Annotated in this window: 14 protein-coding genes; 7 read left to right on the forward strand and 7 right to left on the reverse strand. The window is 68.7% G+C overall.

All coding sequences use genetic code 11. From position 1 onward, the window contains the following. The first annotated feature begins 341 nt into the window (after nucleotides 1–341). Nucleotides 342–1,247 (forward strand): SDR family NAD(P)-dependent oxidoreductase, encoded by a 906-nt coding sequence (locus ASD59_RS05735; RefSeq protein ID WP_055829767.1) that lies wholly within the window; start codon nucleotides 342–344, stop codon nucleotides 1,245–1,247. 110 nt (nucleotides 1,248–1,357) lie between these two features. After that, nucleotides 1,358–2,560 carry an acetyl-CoA C-acyltransferase gene (locus ASD59_RS05740; protein ID WP_055829769.1) on the forward strand — a complete coding sequence of 401 codons (1,203 nt, stop codon included), beginning with the start codon at nucleotides 1,358–1,360 and terminating at the stop codon, nucleotides 2,558–2,560. A gap of 4 nt (nucleotides 2,561–2,564) precedes the next feature. Here the strand turns inward: ASD59_RS05740 and ASD59_RS05745 are convergent, their stop codons facing one another. Beyond that, nucleotides 2,565–3,335 carry a helix-turn-helix transcriptional regulator gene (locus ASD59_RS05745; RefSeq protein ID WP_055829889.1) on the reverse strand — a complete coding sequence of 257 codons (771 nt, stop codon included), beginning with the start codon at nucleotides 3,333–3,335 and terminating at the stop codon, nucleotides 2,565–2,567. Between the two features lie 103 nt (nucleotides 3,336–3,438). On the opposite strand from ASD59_RS05745, the gene ASD59_RS05750 reads away from it, so the two are divergent. Continuing rightward, the gene (locus ASD59_RS05750; RefSeq protein ID WP_055829891.1) at nucleotides 3,439–4,053 is read left to right on the forward strand and encodes a glutathione S-transferase family protein; all 615 of its coding nucleotides are present in this window, start codon (nucleotides 3,439–3,441) and stop codon (nucleotides 4,051–4,053) included. On the opposite strand, the gene ASD59_RS05755 is transcribed toward ASD59_RS05750, so the two are convergent. The 3 genes from ASD59_RS05755 to otsB are packed head-to-tail and all read right to left on the reverse strand — an operon-like array spanning nucleotide 4,041 to nucleotide 8,105. Further along, the gene (locus ASD59_RS05755; protein ID WP_055829771.1) at nucleotides 4,041–5,480 is read right to left on the reverse strand and encodes an alpha,alpha-trehalose-phosphate synthase (UDP-forming); all 1,440 of its coding nucleotides are present in this window, start codon (nucleotides 5,478–5,480) and stop codon (nucleotides 4,041–4,043) included. The two genes, ASD59_RS05750 and ASD59_RS05755, sit on opposite strands and share 13 nt — an antisense overlap. Before the next feature lie 55 nt (nucleotides 5,481–5,535). After that, nucleotides 5,536–7,320, reverse strand: a complete 1,785-nt coding sequence (locus ASD59_RS05760; RefSeq protein WP_055829773.1) for a glycoside hydrolase family 15 protein — start codon at nucleotides 7,318–7,320, stop codon at nucleotides 5,536–5,538. Beyond that, entirely contained in the window at nucleotides 7,317–8,105 is a 789-nt protein-coding gene (otsB, locus tag ASD59_RS05765; RefSeq protein ID WP_235561735.1) for a trehalose-phosphatase, read from the reverse strand. The genes ASD59_RS05760 and otsB overlap by 4 nt, the downstream gene beginning before the upstream one ends. Before the next feature lie 123 nt (nucleotides 8,106–8,228). Between otsB and ASD59_RS05770 the strand changes: the two genes are divergently transcribed. Next, entirely contained in the window at nucleotides 8,229–9,221 is a 993-nt protein-coding gene (locus tag ASD59_RS05770) for a KpsF/GutQ family sugar-phosphate isomerase (protein ID WP_055829777.1), read from the forward strand. A gap of 170 nt (nucleotides 9,222–9,391) precedes the next feature. On the opposite strand, the gene ASD59_RS05775 is transcribed toward ASD59_RS05770, so the two are convergent. Together ASD59_RS05775 and ASD59_RS05780 are read right to left on the reverse strand one after the other, a co-directional pair. Next, nucleotides 9,392–9,991: a CAP family protein gene (locus tag ASD59_RS05775; protein WP_082560089.1), complete on the reverse strand. Its 600-nt coding sequence runs from the start codon at nucleotides 9,989–9,991 to the stop codon at nucleotides 9,392–9,394. A 67-nt stretch (nucleotides 9,992–10,058) separates the two neighbouring features. Continuing rightward, complete coding sequence (locus ASD59_RS05780; RefSeq protein WP_055829779.1) at nucleotides 10,059–10,610, reverse strand: hemerythrin domain-containing protein; 552 nt, start codon at nucleotides 10,608–10,610, stop codon at nucleotides 10,059–10,061. 416 nt (nucleotides 10,611–11,026) lie between these two features. On the opposite strand from ASD59_RS05780, the gene ASD59_RS05785 reads away from it, so the two are divergent. Both ASD59_RS05785 and ASD59_RS05790 read left to right on the forward strand, forming a co-directional pair. Beyond that, nucleotides 11,027–12,232 (forward strand): acetyl-CoA C-acetyltransferase, encoded by a 1,206-nt coding sequence (locus tag ASD59_RS05785; RefSeq protein WP_055829781.1) that lies wholly within the window; start codon nucleotides 11,027–11,029, stop codon nucleotides 12,230–12,232. Between the two features lie 11 nt (nucleotides 12,233–12,243). Further along, nucleotides 12,244–14,442 carry a 3-hydroxyacyl-CoA dehydrogenase NAD-binding domain-containing protein gene (locus ASD59_RS05790; protein ID WP_055829783.1) on the forward strand — a complete coding sequence of 733 codons (2,199 nt, stop codon included), beginning with the start codon at nucleotides 12,244–12,246 and terminating at the stop codon, nucleotides 14,440–14,442. A gap of 17 nt (nucleotides 14,443–14,459) precedes the next feature. Here the strand turns inward: ASD59_RS05790 and ASD59_RS05795 are convergent, their stop codons facing one another. Next, nucleotides 14,460–14,891 (reverse strand): DUF488 domain-containing protein, encoded by a 432-nt coding sequence (locus ASD59_RS05795; protein WP_055829785.1) that lies wholly within the window; start codon nucleotides 14,889–14,891, stop codon nucleotides 14,460–14,462. A gap of 228 nt (nucleotides 14,892–15,119) precedes the next feature. On the opposite strand from ASD59_RS05795, the gene ASD59_RS05800 reads away from it, so the two are divergent. Further along, entirely contained in the window at nucleotides 15,120–16,775 is a 1,656-nt protein-coding gene (locus tag ASD59_RS05800; RefSeq protein WP_055829787.1) for an amidohydrolase, read from the forward strand. Nucleotides 16,776–16,803 lie beyond the last annotated feature (28 nt).

Here is a 16,803-nt window from a genome sequence, read left to right on the forward strand (position 1 = left end):
GACGTCGTCTGCGAGATCGTCTCTACGTCGCCCAACGTGTGGTAGCCGGCGTCAATCGCCCCATACCAGCCGTTCGGCTCGGCCGCCGCTGCGCCGGCTGCAAGCAGCCCCGCCATCGCGACGCCGGCGAGAAGTTTCACCTTCATCATATCCCTCATGCTCGTTGTTTGCCCGAAGCCCCATGTATACGGGACGCTCCCGAGGCCGAACGACAATGTACGGTCGCGGTTCCCGATTTTGGCTACGAATGCGGCGACTGTGGCGCCGTTTCAACACATTGGCCAGGCTTTCCCGAAACGAAACGCCTGCTAGGAAAGACCCCCTGAGACGAGGAGCGCGACATGGCTATTGGGTTTGACGGCCGGGTGGCCATCGTTACGGGGGCCGGAGGCGGTCTGGGGCGGGAACACGCCCTGGCCCTGGCCAAACGCGGCGCAAAGGTGGTGGTCAACGATCTCGGCGGGGCCCGTGACGGCTCGGGCGGATCGGCGACGGCGGCGGAATCGGTCGTGGCCGAGATCCGGGCCATGGGCGGCGCGGCCATCGCCAACGCCGCCTCGGTCACCGACGCCGTCGCCGTGGAGGCCATGGTCCAGGCCGCGATGGCCGAATGGGGTCGGGTCGACATCCTGGTCAACAACGCCGGCGTCCTGCGCGACAAGACCTTCGCCAAGATGGAGCTGGAGGATTTCCGCTTCGTCGTCGACGTCCACCTGATGGGGGCGGTCCACTGCACCAGGGCGGTATGGGACATCATGCGGGAGCAGAACTACGGCCGCATCGTCATGACCACCTCGTCCTCGGGCCTGTACGGCAATTTCGGCCAGTCCAACTACGGCGCGGCCAAGATGGCCCTGGTCGGGCTGATGCAGACCCTGTCGATCGAAGGGGCGAAGAACGACATCCGCGTCAACTGCCTGGCGCCGACGGCCCACACCCGGATGACCGAGGACCTCGGCGCGCGCCTGCCGCTGGACCTGCTCGGACCCGAGACGGTGTCGCCCGGCCTGCTGTACCTCGTCAGCGACGACGCCCCCAGCCGCTGCATCCTGACGGCGGGCGCCGGCGGCTTCGAGCGCGCCTATGTGACCCTGACCCAGGGCATCCGCGCCGTGGGCGAGGACGCGCCCGAACAGGTCGCGGCCCGTTTCGCCGAGATTTCCGACCGCACCGGCGAGATCGTCCCGGAGATGGGCGCGGCCCAGGGCATGATCGAACTGACAAAAGCCCAGCAAGCCACGGGCTGACCTCTTGCCTTGACCCCACGGCAGGGGCCTAGGGTTGGCGCCACAGCCGCGCCCAGGCCGCGAGCGACCGCGTCGCGAGCGTCAGCGCCCCAGCAAGGAAAGCATCGCCCATGCGCGAAGCCGTCATCGTCTCCACCGCCCGCACGCCGATCGGACGCGCCTATCGCGGCGCCTTCAACGACACCCAGGCGCAGCAGCTGGGCGGCCACGCCATCCGTCACGCCGTCGCCCGTTCGGGCGTGGATCCGGCCGAGATCGAGGACGTGGTCATGGGCGCGGCCCTGCAGCAGGGCTCGACCGGCACCAATGTGGCGCGACAATCGGCGCTTGCGGCCGGCCTGCCGGTGACGACGGCGGGGATGAGCCTCGACCGCCAGTGCGCCTCGGGCCTGATGGCCATCGCCACGGCGGCGAAACAGGTCATCCACGACGGCCAGGTCGTCGCCGTCGGCGGGGGGCTGGAGTCGGTCTCGCTGGTGCAGAACCAGAACATGAACCTGTTCCGCCTGCGCGACCCGGACCTGCTGAAGCTGCAGCCGCACATCTATATGTCGATGCTCGAGACCGCCGAGGTCGTCGCCGCCCGCTACGGAATCAGCCGCGAGGCCCAGGACGCATACGCCCTCCAGTCCCAGCAGCGCACCGCCGTGGCCCAGGCCGAGGGCCGGCTGGACGCCGAGATCGCGCCCATGACCGCCACCATGCAGGTGATGGACAAGGCCACGGGCCAGGCCTCCCCGCAAGAAGTCAGACTGTCCAAGGACGAGGGCAACCGTCCGGACACCACCCTGGACGGCCTGTCGTCGCTCAAGCCGGTGTTCGGCGGCGGCGAGGCGATCGCCGAGGGCCGGTTCATCACCGCCGGCAACGCCTCCCAGCTGTCGGACGGGGCCTCGGCCAGCGTCCTCATGGAGGCGAAGGAGGCCGAACGGCGCGGCCTGACGCCGCTGGGGGCTTATCGCGGCATGGCGGTCGCCGGCTGCGAGCCCGACGAGATGGGCATCGGCCCGGTCTTCGCCGTGCCCCGCCTGCTGGAACGGCACGGCCTGACGGTCGACGACATCGGCATCTGGGAGCTGAACGAGGCCTTCGCCGTCCAGGTGCTCTACTGCCGCGACCGGCTGGGCATCCCGGACGAGCGGCTCAACGTCTCGGGAGGCGCCATCTCGATCGGCCACCCCTACGGCATGTCGGGCGCGCGGATGACCGGCCACGTCCTGATCGAGGGCAAGCGCCGCGGCGCGAAATATGGCGTCGTCACCATGTGCATCGGCGGCGGCATGGGCGCGGCCGGTCTGTTCGAGATCTATTGACGGATCAGCCGCACCCGCCCTGCGGGCGTGGCGCGGCCGGGGTCTCCGGAGCCGGAGCGCCGGCTTCGGCGCATTGCGCCTCCCATTCGGCGCGTCGGGCCTCCATCAGGGCGAACCACCGCGCGCGCAGCACGGCGGGGCGGCCCGGGTAGCGGTCCTCCAGAAAATCGACCTCCACCACCCGGTCGGTGCGGAAGGTGCGGAAATCCTCGCGCGTCTCGCACCAGCCGACCAGCAGGCGCTTTGTTTCGCGATAGCCGACCAGGCACGGCCAGATGATCCGAAGGGTCTCCTGACCCTGTTCGTCGGCGTAGCGCAGCCGCAGCTTCCGGCCCGCGTGGATCGCGGCGCGGACGCGGCCCAGGTCAAGCGTTTCGATCTCGTGCTGCCACGCCGGCGGCGTCGCCACCGCCGGCTCCAGAATCACCGGGCGCAGTTTTTCCGGCACGGTGGCGGCGATCTTGGCGATCAGGTCGCGGGCGGCGCGCGCCAGGGCCGGATCGCCGCGCCCCGCCACCCATTGCGCGCCCAGCACCGCCGCCTCGACCTCGTCCGAGGTCAGCATCAGCGGCGGCATGTCGAACCCGCCGTCCAGCACATAGCCGATCCCCGCCTCGCCCCGGATCGGCACGCGCTGGCCCATCAGGGTGGCGATGTCGCGATAGATGGAGCGTTTCGACGTCTCCAGCTCGGCCGCGATGGCGTCGGCCGTCACCGGTTTCGCGGACCGGCGCAGCACCTGGATGATCTGGAACAGTCGGTCGGCGCGTCTCATTTCGCCCACCCTGGATGACGCCTGCTGACACCATGCCGTCAGCAGGGTGGCAGTAGTCAACTTCCTGTCGGCGGCGAGGGGCCGTCATATGCGGGAGGTCTCGATGCTCACCCTGTTCCATGCGCCGCAGTCGCGGTCCGGCCGTATCGTCTGGCTGCTGGAGGAGATCGGCGCCGACTATGACATCCGCCCTGTCGACATCTTCCGCGCCATGACCCTGTCCGGAGCTCGTGATCCGGCCAATCCGCACCCCGACGGCAAGGTTCCCGCCCTTCTTCACAATGAGGCGTTGGTGACCGAGTCGGCCGCGATCGCCCTCTACCTCACGGACCTGCACCCGGAAGCGAACCTGGGCGCGCCGGTCGGTTCGGCGGGTCGCGCCGCCTATGTGACCTGGCTGGCCTGGACGGCGGGCGAGATGGAGCCGGCCTTCTGGGACAAGATCAGCGGCGCGGCCGAGACCGACCCGAACGCGAAAGCCCGCCATGACGCCGCCGTCGCGCGCCTGCTGACCGCGCTGGCGACGGGGCCCTATCTGATGGGCGACCGGTTCACCGCCGTGGATGTGATGATCGCATCGGCTGTCGCATGGGCCCGCGACTACGTCCCCGGGAGCGCCCTGATCGACGCCTGGCTGGAGCGGTCGTTGAACCGGCCCGCCAATGCGCGCGCCCTGGCGAAGGACGGCGTCCTGCCCGGGGCCGTTCAGGCCGCCTGATCGGAGGAAGGGGCGGCGGCCGGCCGGTCGCCGCCGTCCGCCGGGCGTTCGATGGCCCGCAAGGTCGAGACGAAGTCGTCACGCCAGATGCCGACATCGGTGTCTCGCACGACCTGCATCAGGCATTTCCATTTCCGCTTGCGCTCGGCCAGGGGCAGGGTCAGGGCCCGTTTGATGGCGTCGGACATCTCCTCGCGGCTGAACGGATTGACCAGCAGGGCCTCGCCCATCTGCTCGGCCGCTCCGGCGAACCGCGACAGCACCAGCACGCCGGGGTCGTCCGGATTCTGGGCCGCGACATATTCCTTGGCGACCAGGTTCATGCCGTCGCGCAGGGGCGTCACCAGACAGACGCGAGCCGCGCGATAGATGCCGGCCAGCTGATCCCGGCGATAGGTGCGATTCAGATAGCGGATCGGCTGCCAGTCCATCTCGGCGTATTCGCCGTTGATGCGGCCGGCCAGGGCGTCCAGCCGCCCCCGGATATCCTGGTAGGCATCCACCTCATCTCGCGAGATCGGCGTGACCTGCAGCAACAGGACCTGGGACCGCATGTCGGGGTTGGTTTCCAGAAACTGCTCATAGCCGAGCAGCCGTTCTTCCAGCCCTTTGGAATAATCCAGCCGGTCGACCCCGACGATCAGGGAACGGAAGGCCGCCGACGCCGCCATCCGATCGTATGTCCGGTTTCCCTGGACCGAGTTGCGAGCGGCGATGAAGCCCTCGACGTCTATGCCTATGGGAAAGACGCCGGTCTGGACCGTCTTGCCGAAGGCCTCCAGCGCGTCATTCGGCAGCAGCTTGCCGTGCACGCCGGGCTCGGCCGCCACATAGTCGCGGAACAGGTCCAGCCATTCGCGGGTCTGGAAGCCGATCAGGTCATAGTCGAACATCGTCTCCACCAGGCGCCGGTGGTGCGGCAGGGTGACGAGCAGCTGACGCACCGGCCAGGGCACGTGCAGGAAGAAGCCGATCCGGTTCTTCACTCCCCTGCGCCGCAGGTCCCGGGCCAGGGGGATCATGTGATAGTCGTGGATCCAGATCACGTCGTCGGGCTGGATCAGGGGCGCAAGGACGTCGGCGAACCGCGCGTTGGTCCGTTCGTACCCTTCGCCGTACGACCGCTCGTAGGCCGTCAGGTCGACGCGATGGTGGAACAGCGGCCACAGGGTCTTGTTGGCGTAGCCGTTGTAATATTCATCGACGTCCTGGGCCTCCAGGTCGACGAGGGCGACGGTGACACCCGCGCGGTTCTCCATCTTCAGCTCGCCGGTGAACTGCTCGACCGTCTCGCCGGACCAGCCGAACCACAGGCCGTCGTATTTCCGCAGCGCCGCCGACAGCGCCATGGCCAGGCCGCCCGCCGAGCCGGCGGCGGGGTCCTTGGGGGCCGACACCCGGTTGGAAACGACGATCAGGCGGCTCATCGGCGGTCAACGGCTCCCTTCGCCTTCAGGTCGCTTCGCGATTTCCCGAACGGCGTCATCGCGCGGCAGTCCAGGAACGGCTCAGCAGGACGGCGCAGTTGATGATGCCGACCAGGGAATAGGTCTGGGGGTAGTTGCCCCACAGTTCCTTGTCGTTCAGGGACAGGTCTTCGGACAGCAGGCCGGCGTGGGTTCGGCGGCTCAGCATTTCCTCGAAGATCTCGCGCGCCTCCTCGGTCCGGCCATTCAGATAGAGGGCCTCGATGAACCAGAAGGTGCAGAAGTTGAAGGCCGTCTCGGGCTCGCCGAAATCGTCGGGCTCGATGTAGCGGAACAGGTAGGGGCCCTTCTTCAGATCGCGCTCGATCGCCTCGAAGGTCCTGACCTGGCGCGGGTCCCGCGGATCGAGGAAGCCGAGGTCGGTGAGCTGGAGCAGTGAGGCGTCCAGCTCGCGGTTGCCGAAACTGGCCGCGAACCGTCCCTCGTCCTCGACGAAGGCCTCGCGCTCGATCCGTTCGCGGATGATGCCGGCCCGCTCGCCCCAAATCCCGGCCCGCTCCGCCAGGCCGAGATGATCGGCCGCCTTGGCCAGCCGGTCGCAGGCGGCCCAGCACATGACCGAGGAGTAGGTGTGGACCCGGGCGATGGTGCGGAACTCCCACAGGCCGGCGTCGACCTGGTCGTGCATGGCGAAGGCGCGGTCCCCGACCTTCTCCAGGGCGTGAAAGTCCTCGATGGTGCCGGGGCGCAGCAGCCGCTGGTCGTAGAAGGTCTGAACCAGCGGCAGGACGATCTGGCCATAGACGTCGTGCTGCAGGTGCTCCCGCGCCTGGTTGCCGATGCGCACCGGCTTCATGCCGCGGTAGCCCTCGACCGACTCCGTGATCCGCTCGTCGATATCCTCTTCCAGACCCACGCCATAGACGGGCTGGACGTGACCGCCGGCCGAGGCGTCGACCAGGTTGCGCAGATAGCCGAGATAGTTTTCCAGCAGGTCGACCGCGCCCAGCCGGTTCAGAGCCCGCACCACATAGTAGGCGTCGCGGATCCAGCAGTACCGATAGTCCCAGTTGCGTCCGCTCTCGGGAAATTCGGGCACCGAGGTGGTCATGGCCGCGACGATCGCGCCCGTCTCCTCGTAGGCGCAGAGCTTCAGCGTGATCGCGGCCCGGATCACCGCCTCCTGATAGTCCAGCGGCAGATACAGGGTGCGGACCCAGTCCTGCCAATAGGCGACGGTTCGGTCGAGCGCCGCCGAAACGCCGGGACCGACATCCTGATCGTAGCCCTCGTCGGGTCCGAGGAAGAAGGCGTGCGGCCGCTCCAGCCGGAACACCCGCTCGTTGAGGATATGGGACACCGGGCAGTCGGTGGTCAGCCGGAAGGTCACATCGGTGCACAGATAGCGGATGTGGTTGGAGCCGTTGGTCGTCTCCGCCCGGCGCGCCCCCCAGTCGGCGGATGGGCGCAGGCGCACGCGGATACGCGGCGATCCGCTCAGGGGTCGCACGATCCGCCCGAACGCCAGCGGGCGGTAGGTCCGGCTATGTTTCGGGTGGCGCGGAGCGAAGTCGATGATCTCGACAGACGCGCCGTCCACGGCCGTCAGGACGGTCCGGAGCACCGGGGTGTTGCGGATATAGGCCTGCTCGACCGTCGCCTGGCCTTCCAGCTCCACATCCCAGAATCCGTGCTCGGGATCGAGGCCGTCCATCAGGGCCGAAAACACCGGATCCCCGTCCACGCGCGGCGCGCAGGCCCAGACATAGCGCCCGTTGCGGTCGATCAGGGCGCTGATGGAGCAGTTGCCGACGGGGGCGAGGTCGAGGTTCGGGGTCATGACGTCTCCTCGACGGCCTCCAGCCAGGCGAGGACGGCGTCCACGTCGGGCAATCCATAACGGGCGGCGGAGTCTCGCGGCGGCCCGACGAGAACGCCGAACCCGCCGAGGGCCGCGGCCGCCTCGAATCCGTGTTCGTCCGTCAGGTCGTCGCCCAGCATGACAGGCACGGCGCCCGCGAACGGGGGCTCCTGCATGAAGGCGGTCAGGGCCTTGCCCTTGTCGGAGCCCGGGGTCTTCAGCTCGATCACCAGGTGGCCGGCCTGCAGGGTCAGGCCCGTTTCGTCCGCCAGACGTTCGGCCAGGGCCCCGGCGGCGCCGGCCTCGGCGGGGGCGCCGCGGAAATGCAGGCCGGCGGAGACCGCCTTGTCCTCGACGATGGTGCCGGGACGGGTCTCGGCGAACCGTTCGAAGGCGGCCACCGCGTCGCGCACCCCCGGATCGGCCTTCGCCCGTGTCAGGGAGCCATCAGCGCGGCGCCGCTCCAGCCCGTGCACGCCCGAGGCCGGGGTCAGGGCCGTTTCGGCGATGCGGTCGATCTCGGCGATCGTCCGGCCGCTGACGATGGCGACCCGTCCGCCGAGCCGGTGCGCCAGAGATTTGAGCACCGCTGTCCGACGCGCATTCGGGATCACGGCGTCCGGTGTCGGGGCCAGGGGGGCCAGCACGCCGTCCAGATCGAGAAACAAGGCGGGCCGGCGCAGGCGCGTGGACGGTTTCGGAAGGTGCGGCATGGCTTCGGCGGCCGTTTTCACGGCGGCGGTGTTCTGGTTCGACGTCCCCATGCGCCTGTCAACGCATCGGCGCCGGGTTGGTTGTCTCAAGGTGAAGCTTTTCTTCGCATTGCAGCATGCCTCGGGCCCGGCGGAGACGTTGTGAAACCCGCCCGGATAGGCCAATTCCGCCTCATGACCGACGCCACCCCCGCCCTGCCCGCCGAGCCCGCCGCCATCACCGCCCGGGCGCGCGACGTGATCCGGCTCAACATCGCCGCCCTTCAGGCGTTGGAAACCGGGCTCGACGACAGCATCGCCCGCGCCTGCGAGATCATCCTGTCCCGCCCCGGCTATGTCGTGGTCACCGGCATGGGCAAGTCGGGCCATATTGGCGGCAAGATCGCCGCCACCCTCGCCTCCACCGGAACCAACGCCTTCTTCGTCCACCCGGCCGAGATGAGCCATGGCGACCTGGGCATGCTCCGCAAGGACGTCACCCTGCTGGCCATCTCCAACTCGGGCGAGAGCCGGGAGCTGCGCGATCCCCTGATCTACTGCCAGCGCGAGGGCATTCCCGTCATCGGCCTGACCCAGCGCCCCAACAGCTTCCTCGGCCGCTCCTCCGCCGTCTGCCTGACCATGCCGCAGGTGGCCGAAGCCTGCCCGAACGGCCTTGCCCCCACGACCTCGACCCTGATGACCCTGGCCCTGGGCGACGCCCTGGCCATGGTGCTGATGGACCGGCGCGGTTTCACCGCCGAGGCCTTCGGTCTGCACCACCCCGGCGGCAAGCTGGGCATGAGCCTGCAGAGCGTGCGCGACTGGATGGGCGATCGCCCGCCGGCGCCGGCGACGGTCCCGCTCACGGCCACCTTCGCCGAAGTGGTCTCCGCCATCACCGAGGGCCGCAAGGGCGCGGCGGCGGTGCTGGCCGGGGACGGGACACTGGCCGGGATCGTCACCGACGGCGACATCCGCCGGGCCTTCTCGCGCGACCTCAACGGCCTGACCGCCGCCGACGTCATGAGCCCGCGACCCAAGGTCATCGGCCCCGACGCCCGTATGAGCGATGCGGTCGACCTGATGACGCAAAACAGGATCGCCACCCTGCTGGTGGTCGAGGCCGACCGACCCGTCGCCATCGTCCACATCGCCGAACTGATGCAGGCCGGCTACGTCGGCTAGATTCCGGGTTCGCTTTCCCCGGCGCAGCCGGGCTTGAGAGCGGCGGGTTGATCACGAAGAGCACGAAGGAAGTCACGAAGGACACAAAGGCATCGGCGCCAGGCGCAAACCCCTTCGTGTCCTTTGCGACGAAACTCCCAATGCTCCCGCTTCGCGGAAAGCAGAGGGCTTCAATATGCCCGGCCGCCATCGACATTTCCGGGCGGCGCATAGCGGCAGGCCAGAACCGAGCGATCAGCTCGCGAGGCGATGGCGCAGCCGACATGGGTCGTGCCGCTCCAGACCAGCTGGGTGTAGTGGCCCACGTCGACCCAGTTCCCCGTGCGGCTGACGTTCGGGAACACCCCCGCCCGGTATCGCGCCTTCTCGGCGATCCATTCGCCGACCATGTCCTCGGGCGTGAAGGCGCGGCCGCCCCAGCCGCTCCACAGGTTCTCGCCATGGCCGTGCATGGAGGGGTCGTGGGCGAAACGGCCGGTGGAGATCAGCGCCTCGGCCCAGCGCCCGGCTTCGGCTTCCAGTTCGTCGCTCCAGACCAGCGGCGGTGAGCCGACCCGGGCCCGTTCGCCGTTGTGCGCCGCCAGCAGCCGCGTCTCGATCTGGTCGGACGGTCGCGAGCTGCGGGGCGGGGCGATGGGTACGACCTCGCGTGCAGACCGGGACGCCGGCTCGATCAGCGGCGCCCGCGCAGCCTGCGGCGCATAGCTGTCGGCGCAGGCGGAGGCGGCCGGCAGGAGGATGGCCAGAATCAGAAGGACGGAACGGCGCATGGGGCTTCCTCGGTCAGGTGCGGGGACATAGCGTCCCGGCCCCCGCGCCGTTCCGTGTCTCCGTTATTCAGCGTGCGGCGCCGCCCATCGGCGTGTCCATCAGCGCCTTTTCGGTGTCGTCGCCTTCCAGCGTCAGCGTCACCGCGGGCTTGCCTGCCTGGAACTCCTCCATCGCGGTCGCCTTGCGGGCGCGCATGGCGTCGGCCAGGGCGTCCATGTCGAGGCCGGCGGCGCGCGCCTGGGCGAACATGCCCTCGGAACGCATCTCTTCTTCCTCGACGTGGTGCTCGATCATTTCCGACAACACCTTGACCTTGGCGTCGTAGAAATCCTCTTCCGGTCCGCCGGCCTCGATGTCGTTGATCAGCAGCTTGGCGCCGTCATGCTCGACATAGGCCTCGTTCAGCAGGTCCTCGTCGATCTTGCCGCGGCAGGCCGGATAGAAGACCTCCTCCTCGATCGCGGTGTGGACCTTGAGCTCGAGACAGGCCTGTTCGGCCAGCGCCTGCTTCCTCGATTTCGAGGTCGCCTTTTCGAACGCCGCGAAGATCTCCTCCACCTTGCGGTGGTCGGCCTTCAGCATCGCGATCGCGTCCATCTCTTCATAGGTCTGCGCCATGGTCTCGTCTCCTGTCAGCGGGGGGGTCTGGCGGCTTAAGACCCTGAGACGGCGACCGTTCCCGTACCCACGTCAGCTGAGAGTCGTTCTCGTGAATTCGCCCCCGGGGGCGCCCGGCAGCGGACACAACAGGGTGATTTCGGCCCGAGTCCGGACCGCGTCCTCGTCCGCTACGACCGCTTTTGACGCAGGCGTCTGCCATGATCCCCGCTGGCCCGGTCAGTGGGCAGACGACCTGGACGACCTGGACGGTGTTTTTTCCGAAACCGCCCACTGGAGCCGACACGAGGGCAAATTACTTGACGTTGACGTAAACGTAGGGTTTGTGGCGAGCGAGTTTCCAATCCGCACCCTCGCCCTCAAGCAGCGAGCCACCGCGTGGCGAGCGTCAGGGCGCTCAAATGTGAGACGCACCCATGGCCGAGGCCTATATCTACGACGCGGTCCGCACGCCCCGCGGCAAGGGCAAGAAGGACGGGTCCCTGCACGAGATCACCGGCCTCAGCCTGGCCACCCAGGTGCTGGAAGCGCTGCGCGACCGCAACGATCTGGACACCTCCAGGATCGACGACGTCATCCTCGGCTGCGTCACCCCCGTGGGCGAGCTCGGCGCCGACATCGCCCGCACCGCCGTCCTCTCCGCCGGCTGGGCCCAGACCGTCGCCGGGGTCCAGGTCAACCGCTTCTGCGCCTCGGGCCTGGAAGCCGTGAACATGGCCACCGCCAAGGTGAAGTCCGGCGAGGCTGAATTCGCCGTCGGCGGCGGCGTCGAGGCGATGAGCCGCGTCCCCATGGGCAGCGATGGCGGCGCCTGGCCCGTGGACCCCTCCTCGGCCTTCCCGACCTATTTCGTGCCCCAGGGCGTCTCCGCCGACATGATCGCCTCGAAATACGGCTTCAGCCGCGACGACGTCGACGCCTATTCGATGGAAAGCCACAAGCGCGCCGCCGCCGCCTGGGCCGACGGCCGATTCTCGAAATCGGTGGTGCCGGTCAAGGACCAGCTGGGCCTGACCATCCTCGACCGCGACGAGACCATCCGCCCCAACACCGACATGCAGACCCTGGGCGCCCTGAACCCGTCCTTCGCCATGATGGGCGAGATGGCTTTCGACGCCGTGATCGGCCAGCGCTACCCCGAGGTCGAACGCATCACCCACGTCCACACGCCCGGCAATTCGTCGGGCATCGTCGATGGTTCGGCCGGGGTGCTGATCGGCTCGCTGGAAGCCGGCAAGGCCCTGGGCCTCAAGCCGCGGGCCAAAATCCTCGGCGGCGCCTCGATCGGCTCCGAGCCCTCGATCATGCTGACCGGCCCCGAGCTCGTGACCCGCAAACTGCTGGGCAAGCTTGGCATGACCACCGCTGACATCGACCTGTGGGAGCTGAACGAGGCCTTCGCCGCCGTGGTGCTGCGCTACATGCAGGCGCTCGACATCGACCATGCGAAGATGAACGTGAACGGCGGCGGCATCTCCATGGGCCATCCGCTGGGCGCCACGGGCGCCATGATCACCGGCATCGCCCTGGACGAGCTGGAGCGGTCCAACCGCTCGACCGCCCTGATCACCCTGTGCATCGGCGGCGGCATGGGCACCGCCACCGTTATCGAACGCGTCTGAGGATCACGAGCATGGAAAACTTCAAGATCGACGTCGACGCCGACGGCATTGCCCTGATCACCTTCGACGTCCCCGGGCGGTCGATGAACACCCTGACCTCGGGCGTGATGAAGGAAATCCCCGAATGGGTCGAACGGGTGAAGACCGACGACGCCATCAAGGGCGCGGTCCTGACCTCGGGCAAGGCGAGCGGCTTCTGCGCCGGCGCCGACCTCGGCGACATGGCCGGCGGCATGCTGGCGGGCGGTTCGCTGCAGGAGGCCTATGACGCCGGCTGGAAGCTGAACGGCGCCCTGCGCGCGCTCGAGACCTGCGGCAAGCCGGTCGCCGCGGCGATCAACGGCCTGGCCCTCGGCGGCGGTCTCGAACTGACGCTGGCCTGCCACTATCGGGTCGTCGGCGACGACAACAGGATCCAGCTGGGCCTGCCCGAGATCAAGGTCGGCCTCTTCCCCGGAGGCGGCGGCACCCAGCGGCTGACGCGACTGATCGGCGTGCAAGCGGCGATGATGGCCATGACCGAGGGCAAGTCCTTCCGTCCCAACGACGCCAAGGGCGCCGGCTTCGTCCACGAGGTCGTGGCCAAGGGCAGCGAAGTGGAAGCCGCCAAGGCTTGGATCAAGGGCGGCGGCAAGGCCGTCCAGCCGTGGGACGACAAGTCCTTCAAACTGCCCGGCGGCGGCCCCTACCACCCGGCCGGCATCCAGAATTTCCTCGTCGGCAATGCGATGATCCGCAAGCAGACATACGGCAACTATCCGGCCGCCACGAACCTGATGAAGGCCGTCTATGAAGGGACGCAGGTCCCCATGGACGCCGCCCTGCGCATCGAGACCCGCTACTTCATCAAGACCCTGATGACGCCGCAGGCCCAGGCCATGATCCGCAGCCTGTTCCTGTCCAAGCAGGAGCTCGACAAGGGCGCCGTCCGCCCCGCGGGCGTGCCGAAGTCCGACCCGAAGAAGGTGACCGTCCTCGGCGCCGGTATGATGGGCGCCGGCATTGCCTATGTGCAGGTCATGGCCGGCATCGAGACCGTGCTGATCGACCAGACCCAGGAAGCCGCCGACAAGGGCAAGGCCCATGTCGCCGACCTGCTGAAGAAGCGTCTGTCGCGCGGTCAGATGACCCAGGAGAAGTTCGACGCCACCCTGGCCATGGTCACCGCCACGACCGACTATGCTCATGTGAAAGGCAGCGATCTGGTGGTCGAGGCCGTGTTCGAAAGCCGCGAGATCAAGGCCGACGTCACCAGGCGGGCCGAGGCCCAGCTGGCGCCCGGCGCCATCTTCGGCTCCAACACCTCGACCCTGCCGATCACCGGGCTCGCTGAAGCCAGCGAGCGGCCCGAGGACTTCATCGGCATCCACTTCTTCTCGCCCGTCGACAAGATGATGCTGGTCGAGATCATCATGGGCGAGAAGACCTCGCAGGAGGCCTTGGCGAAGTCGCTCGACTACGTCCTGAAGATCAAAAAGACCCCGATCGTCGTCAACGACAGCCGCGGCTTCTACACCAGCCGCTGCTTCTCCACCTTCCTGACCGAAGGCATGGCGATGCTGAAGGAGGGCTATGCCCCGGCCCTGATCGACAACGTCGGCCGCATGACCGGCATGCCGCGCGGCCCGCTGGAAATGCACGACGACGTCGCGCTCGACCTCTCCTACAAGATCGGCAAACAGACGCGCGCCGACCTGGGCGACAAATACGTGCCCAACCCCGGCGAAGACATCGTCGCGACCATGGTCGAGAGTGGCCGCTTCGGCCGCAAGAACGGCATGGGCTTCTATGACTACCCGGCCGAAAAGGGTTCGCCCAAGACGCTGTGGAAGGGCCTCGCCGAACTGGCTCCGACGACGAAGACCGAGGGCTTCGACGAGTCGCCCGAGGCGCTCGGCCGCGTCGCCGAGCTGAAGACACGCCTGCTGTACCGTCAAGCCGTCGAGGTCGCACGCTGCTGGGAAGAGGGCGTCATCGACGACCCGCGCGAGGCCGATCTCGGCGCCATCCTCGGCTGGGGCTTCGCGCCCTGGACCGGCGGGCCAATCACCCTGATCGACCAGACCGGGCTGAAGGCCTTCGTCGCCAAGGCCGACGAACTGGCCGCCGAGCACGGCGACCGCTTCAAGGTCCCGCAGCTGCTCCGCGACATGGCCGCGAAGGGCGAGACCTTCTACGGAAACTTCGAGGGCCGGCAGAAGGCCGCCTAGGCCCTGACGGTGCGGGTCTAGAGGTTCACCACCTCGAACCCGTCCTCGCTCGCCAGCCGTTCGGCCAGCACCGCGCGGTGACAGCCCGCATGGTCGGCCTCGAAGCATAGCAGGGCGGTGGGCCGGTCCCTGGCGATCTCGCGCAGCCGCTCGAAGGCCAGCTGCGACGGCGGCTCTTCCATGTGACGGGCGAAGATGTCGCGCATCTCGCCGATCCGGCCCTTGCGCGCCGCGTCCCGCCCGGCCTTGGGGGTGCCGAGATCGCGCAGGTGGACGTATTCGATCCCCGCCTCGGCCAGGCTGGAGCCCAGCACGGTCTTGGAAAAGCCCGCCCGCCGCGACGCCGCCACCGCCCGCACATCGGCCAGAACGGTCACGCCCGCGGCCTTGAGCCGGTCGATTACGGCGGCCTGCGGCTCGCCTTCGTATCCGATAGTGTAGAGTTTCATACCTTCCAGATGGGGAAGGCGCGCCCGCTCGCCACTACGACCGGTTTTGACGCATGCTCCCTGTAGGATGCTTTCCTGGCCGATGCGGCCAGGACGAAGGGATGGACGGAATGGACGCTATGGACGCTATGGACGCTTTGGACTGTATTTTTCACCCCCGCTCCTCCCGGTCTTGACCCCCGGCCCGGCGCCCGCCACCCCTGCCATCGCCTCTTCCGGAGTTCGCTGATGATCCGCACCCTCACCCTCGCCCTGCTGCTCGGTTCCGCCGCCTGGAGCGCCGAGGCGCAGGAGCTGCTGATCCGGGGCGGCACGATCTACACCGGCGTGGCCGGGCAGCCGACGGCCGAGGTGGTCCTCGTCCAGGACGGGCGGATCGCCTATGTCGGCCCCGCCTCCGGCGTTCCGGACGTCGAATACGCCGAAACCCTCGACCTCGAGGGCGCGGTCCTGTTTCCCGGCTTCACCGACGGCCACGCCCACCTCGACGGCATCGGCTGGCGCGAGCTGACCCTGAACCTCGAAGGTTCGGCCTCCGTGGCCGACGCCATGGCCCGGCTGAGGGCGTGGGCGGCCGCCCACCCCGAGGGGCCCATTGTCGGTCGCGGCTGGATCGAGACGCGCTGGCCCGAGGCGCGCTTCCTGACCGCCGCCGATCTGGACGCCGCCGCGCCGGGCCGCGTCGTTCTGCTGGGCCGCGCCGACGGCCACGCCGTGGTCGCCTCGACCCCGGCCCTAGCCGCCGCCGGCATCGGCGCCTCGACCGTCGCCCCGTCGGGCGGCGAAATCCTGAAAGGACCCGACGGCCAGCCGACCGGCCTGCTGGTCGACGCCGCCGAGCAGCTGGTCGCCGGCCTCCTGCCCCAGGCCAATCCCGCCGCCCTGCGCGAGGCCTATCGCGCCGGCTTCCGGGTCGAGGCCGCCTATGGCTGGACCGGCGTCCACTTCATGAGCGCACCGTGGAAGGACATCCCCCTGCTGGAGGCCATGGCCGAGGCCGGGGAGGCGCCCCTGCGCATCTACAACAGCGTCACGCCCGACGGCGCGGCCGAGCTGATCGCCGGTGGGCCGCGCAGCGTCGCCGACGGCCGGATCATCACCCGGGCGATCAAATACTACGCCGACGGCGCCCTGGGCTCGCGCGGCGCGGCCCTGTTCGAGCCTTATGCCGACCGGCCCGACACCACCGGTCTGATGCAGATCGCGGAACAGGAGATCGTGCCGCTGTACCAGGCGGCCCTGAGGGGCGGCATACAGATCGCGACGCACGCCATCGGCGACCGGGGCAACGCGTCGGTGGCCGAGTGGTACCAGCAGGCGCTGGCCGGGGTGGCGCCCGCGGACCGGCCCAACGGCGCCGACGTGCGCTGGCGCATCGAACACGCCCAGATTCTGCGGCCCGCCGACTATCACTGGTTCAGGGACCTGCCGATCATCGCCTCGATGCAGCCCAGCCACGCCATCGGCGACCTGTATTTCGCCCCCGCGCGCCTTGGCGACGCCCGTCTCGACGGCGCCTACGCCTGGCATAGCCTGGTCGATCTCGGCGTCATCGTGGTCGGGGGCTCTGACGCGCCGGTGGAGCGCGGGTCGCCGCTGATCGAATTCTACGCCGCCGTCGCCCGCCGCGATCTGGAAGGAAACCAGGGACCCGACTGGCGCCCGAATGAGGCCGTGGACCGCGCCACGGCGTTGAAGATGTTCACCCTGTGGCCCGCCTACGCCAGCTTCCGCGAGGCCGAACTGGGCACGATCGAGGTCGGCAAGCGCGCTGACCTGACCGCCTTCGACGTCGACCTGATGACCGCTCCCGTCGCCGACATCCCCAGGGGCAAGGCTATGCTGACGGTGGTCGACGGGGTGGTCGTCTATCGCGCCGACTGAGCCTGAAAACGGAACGGGACGGCCTCCC

The organism is Brevundimonas sp. Root608, from assembly GCF_001427825.1.
Taxonomy (GTDB): Bacteria; Pseudomonadota; Alphaproteobacteria; order Caulobacterales; family Caulobacteraceae; genus Brevundimonas.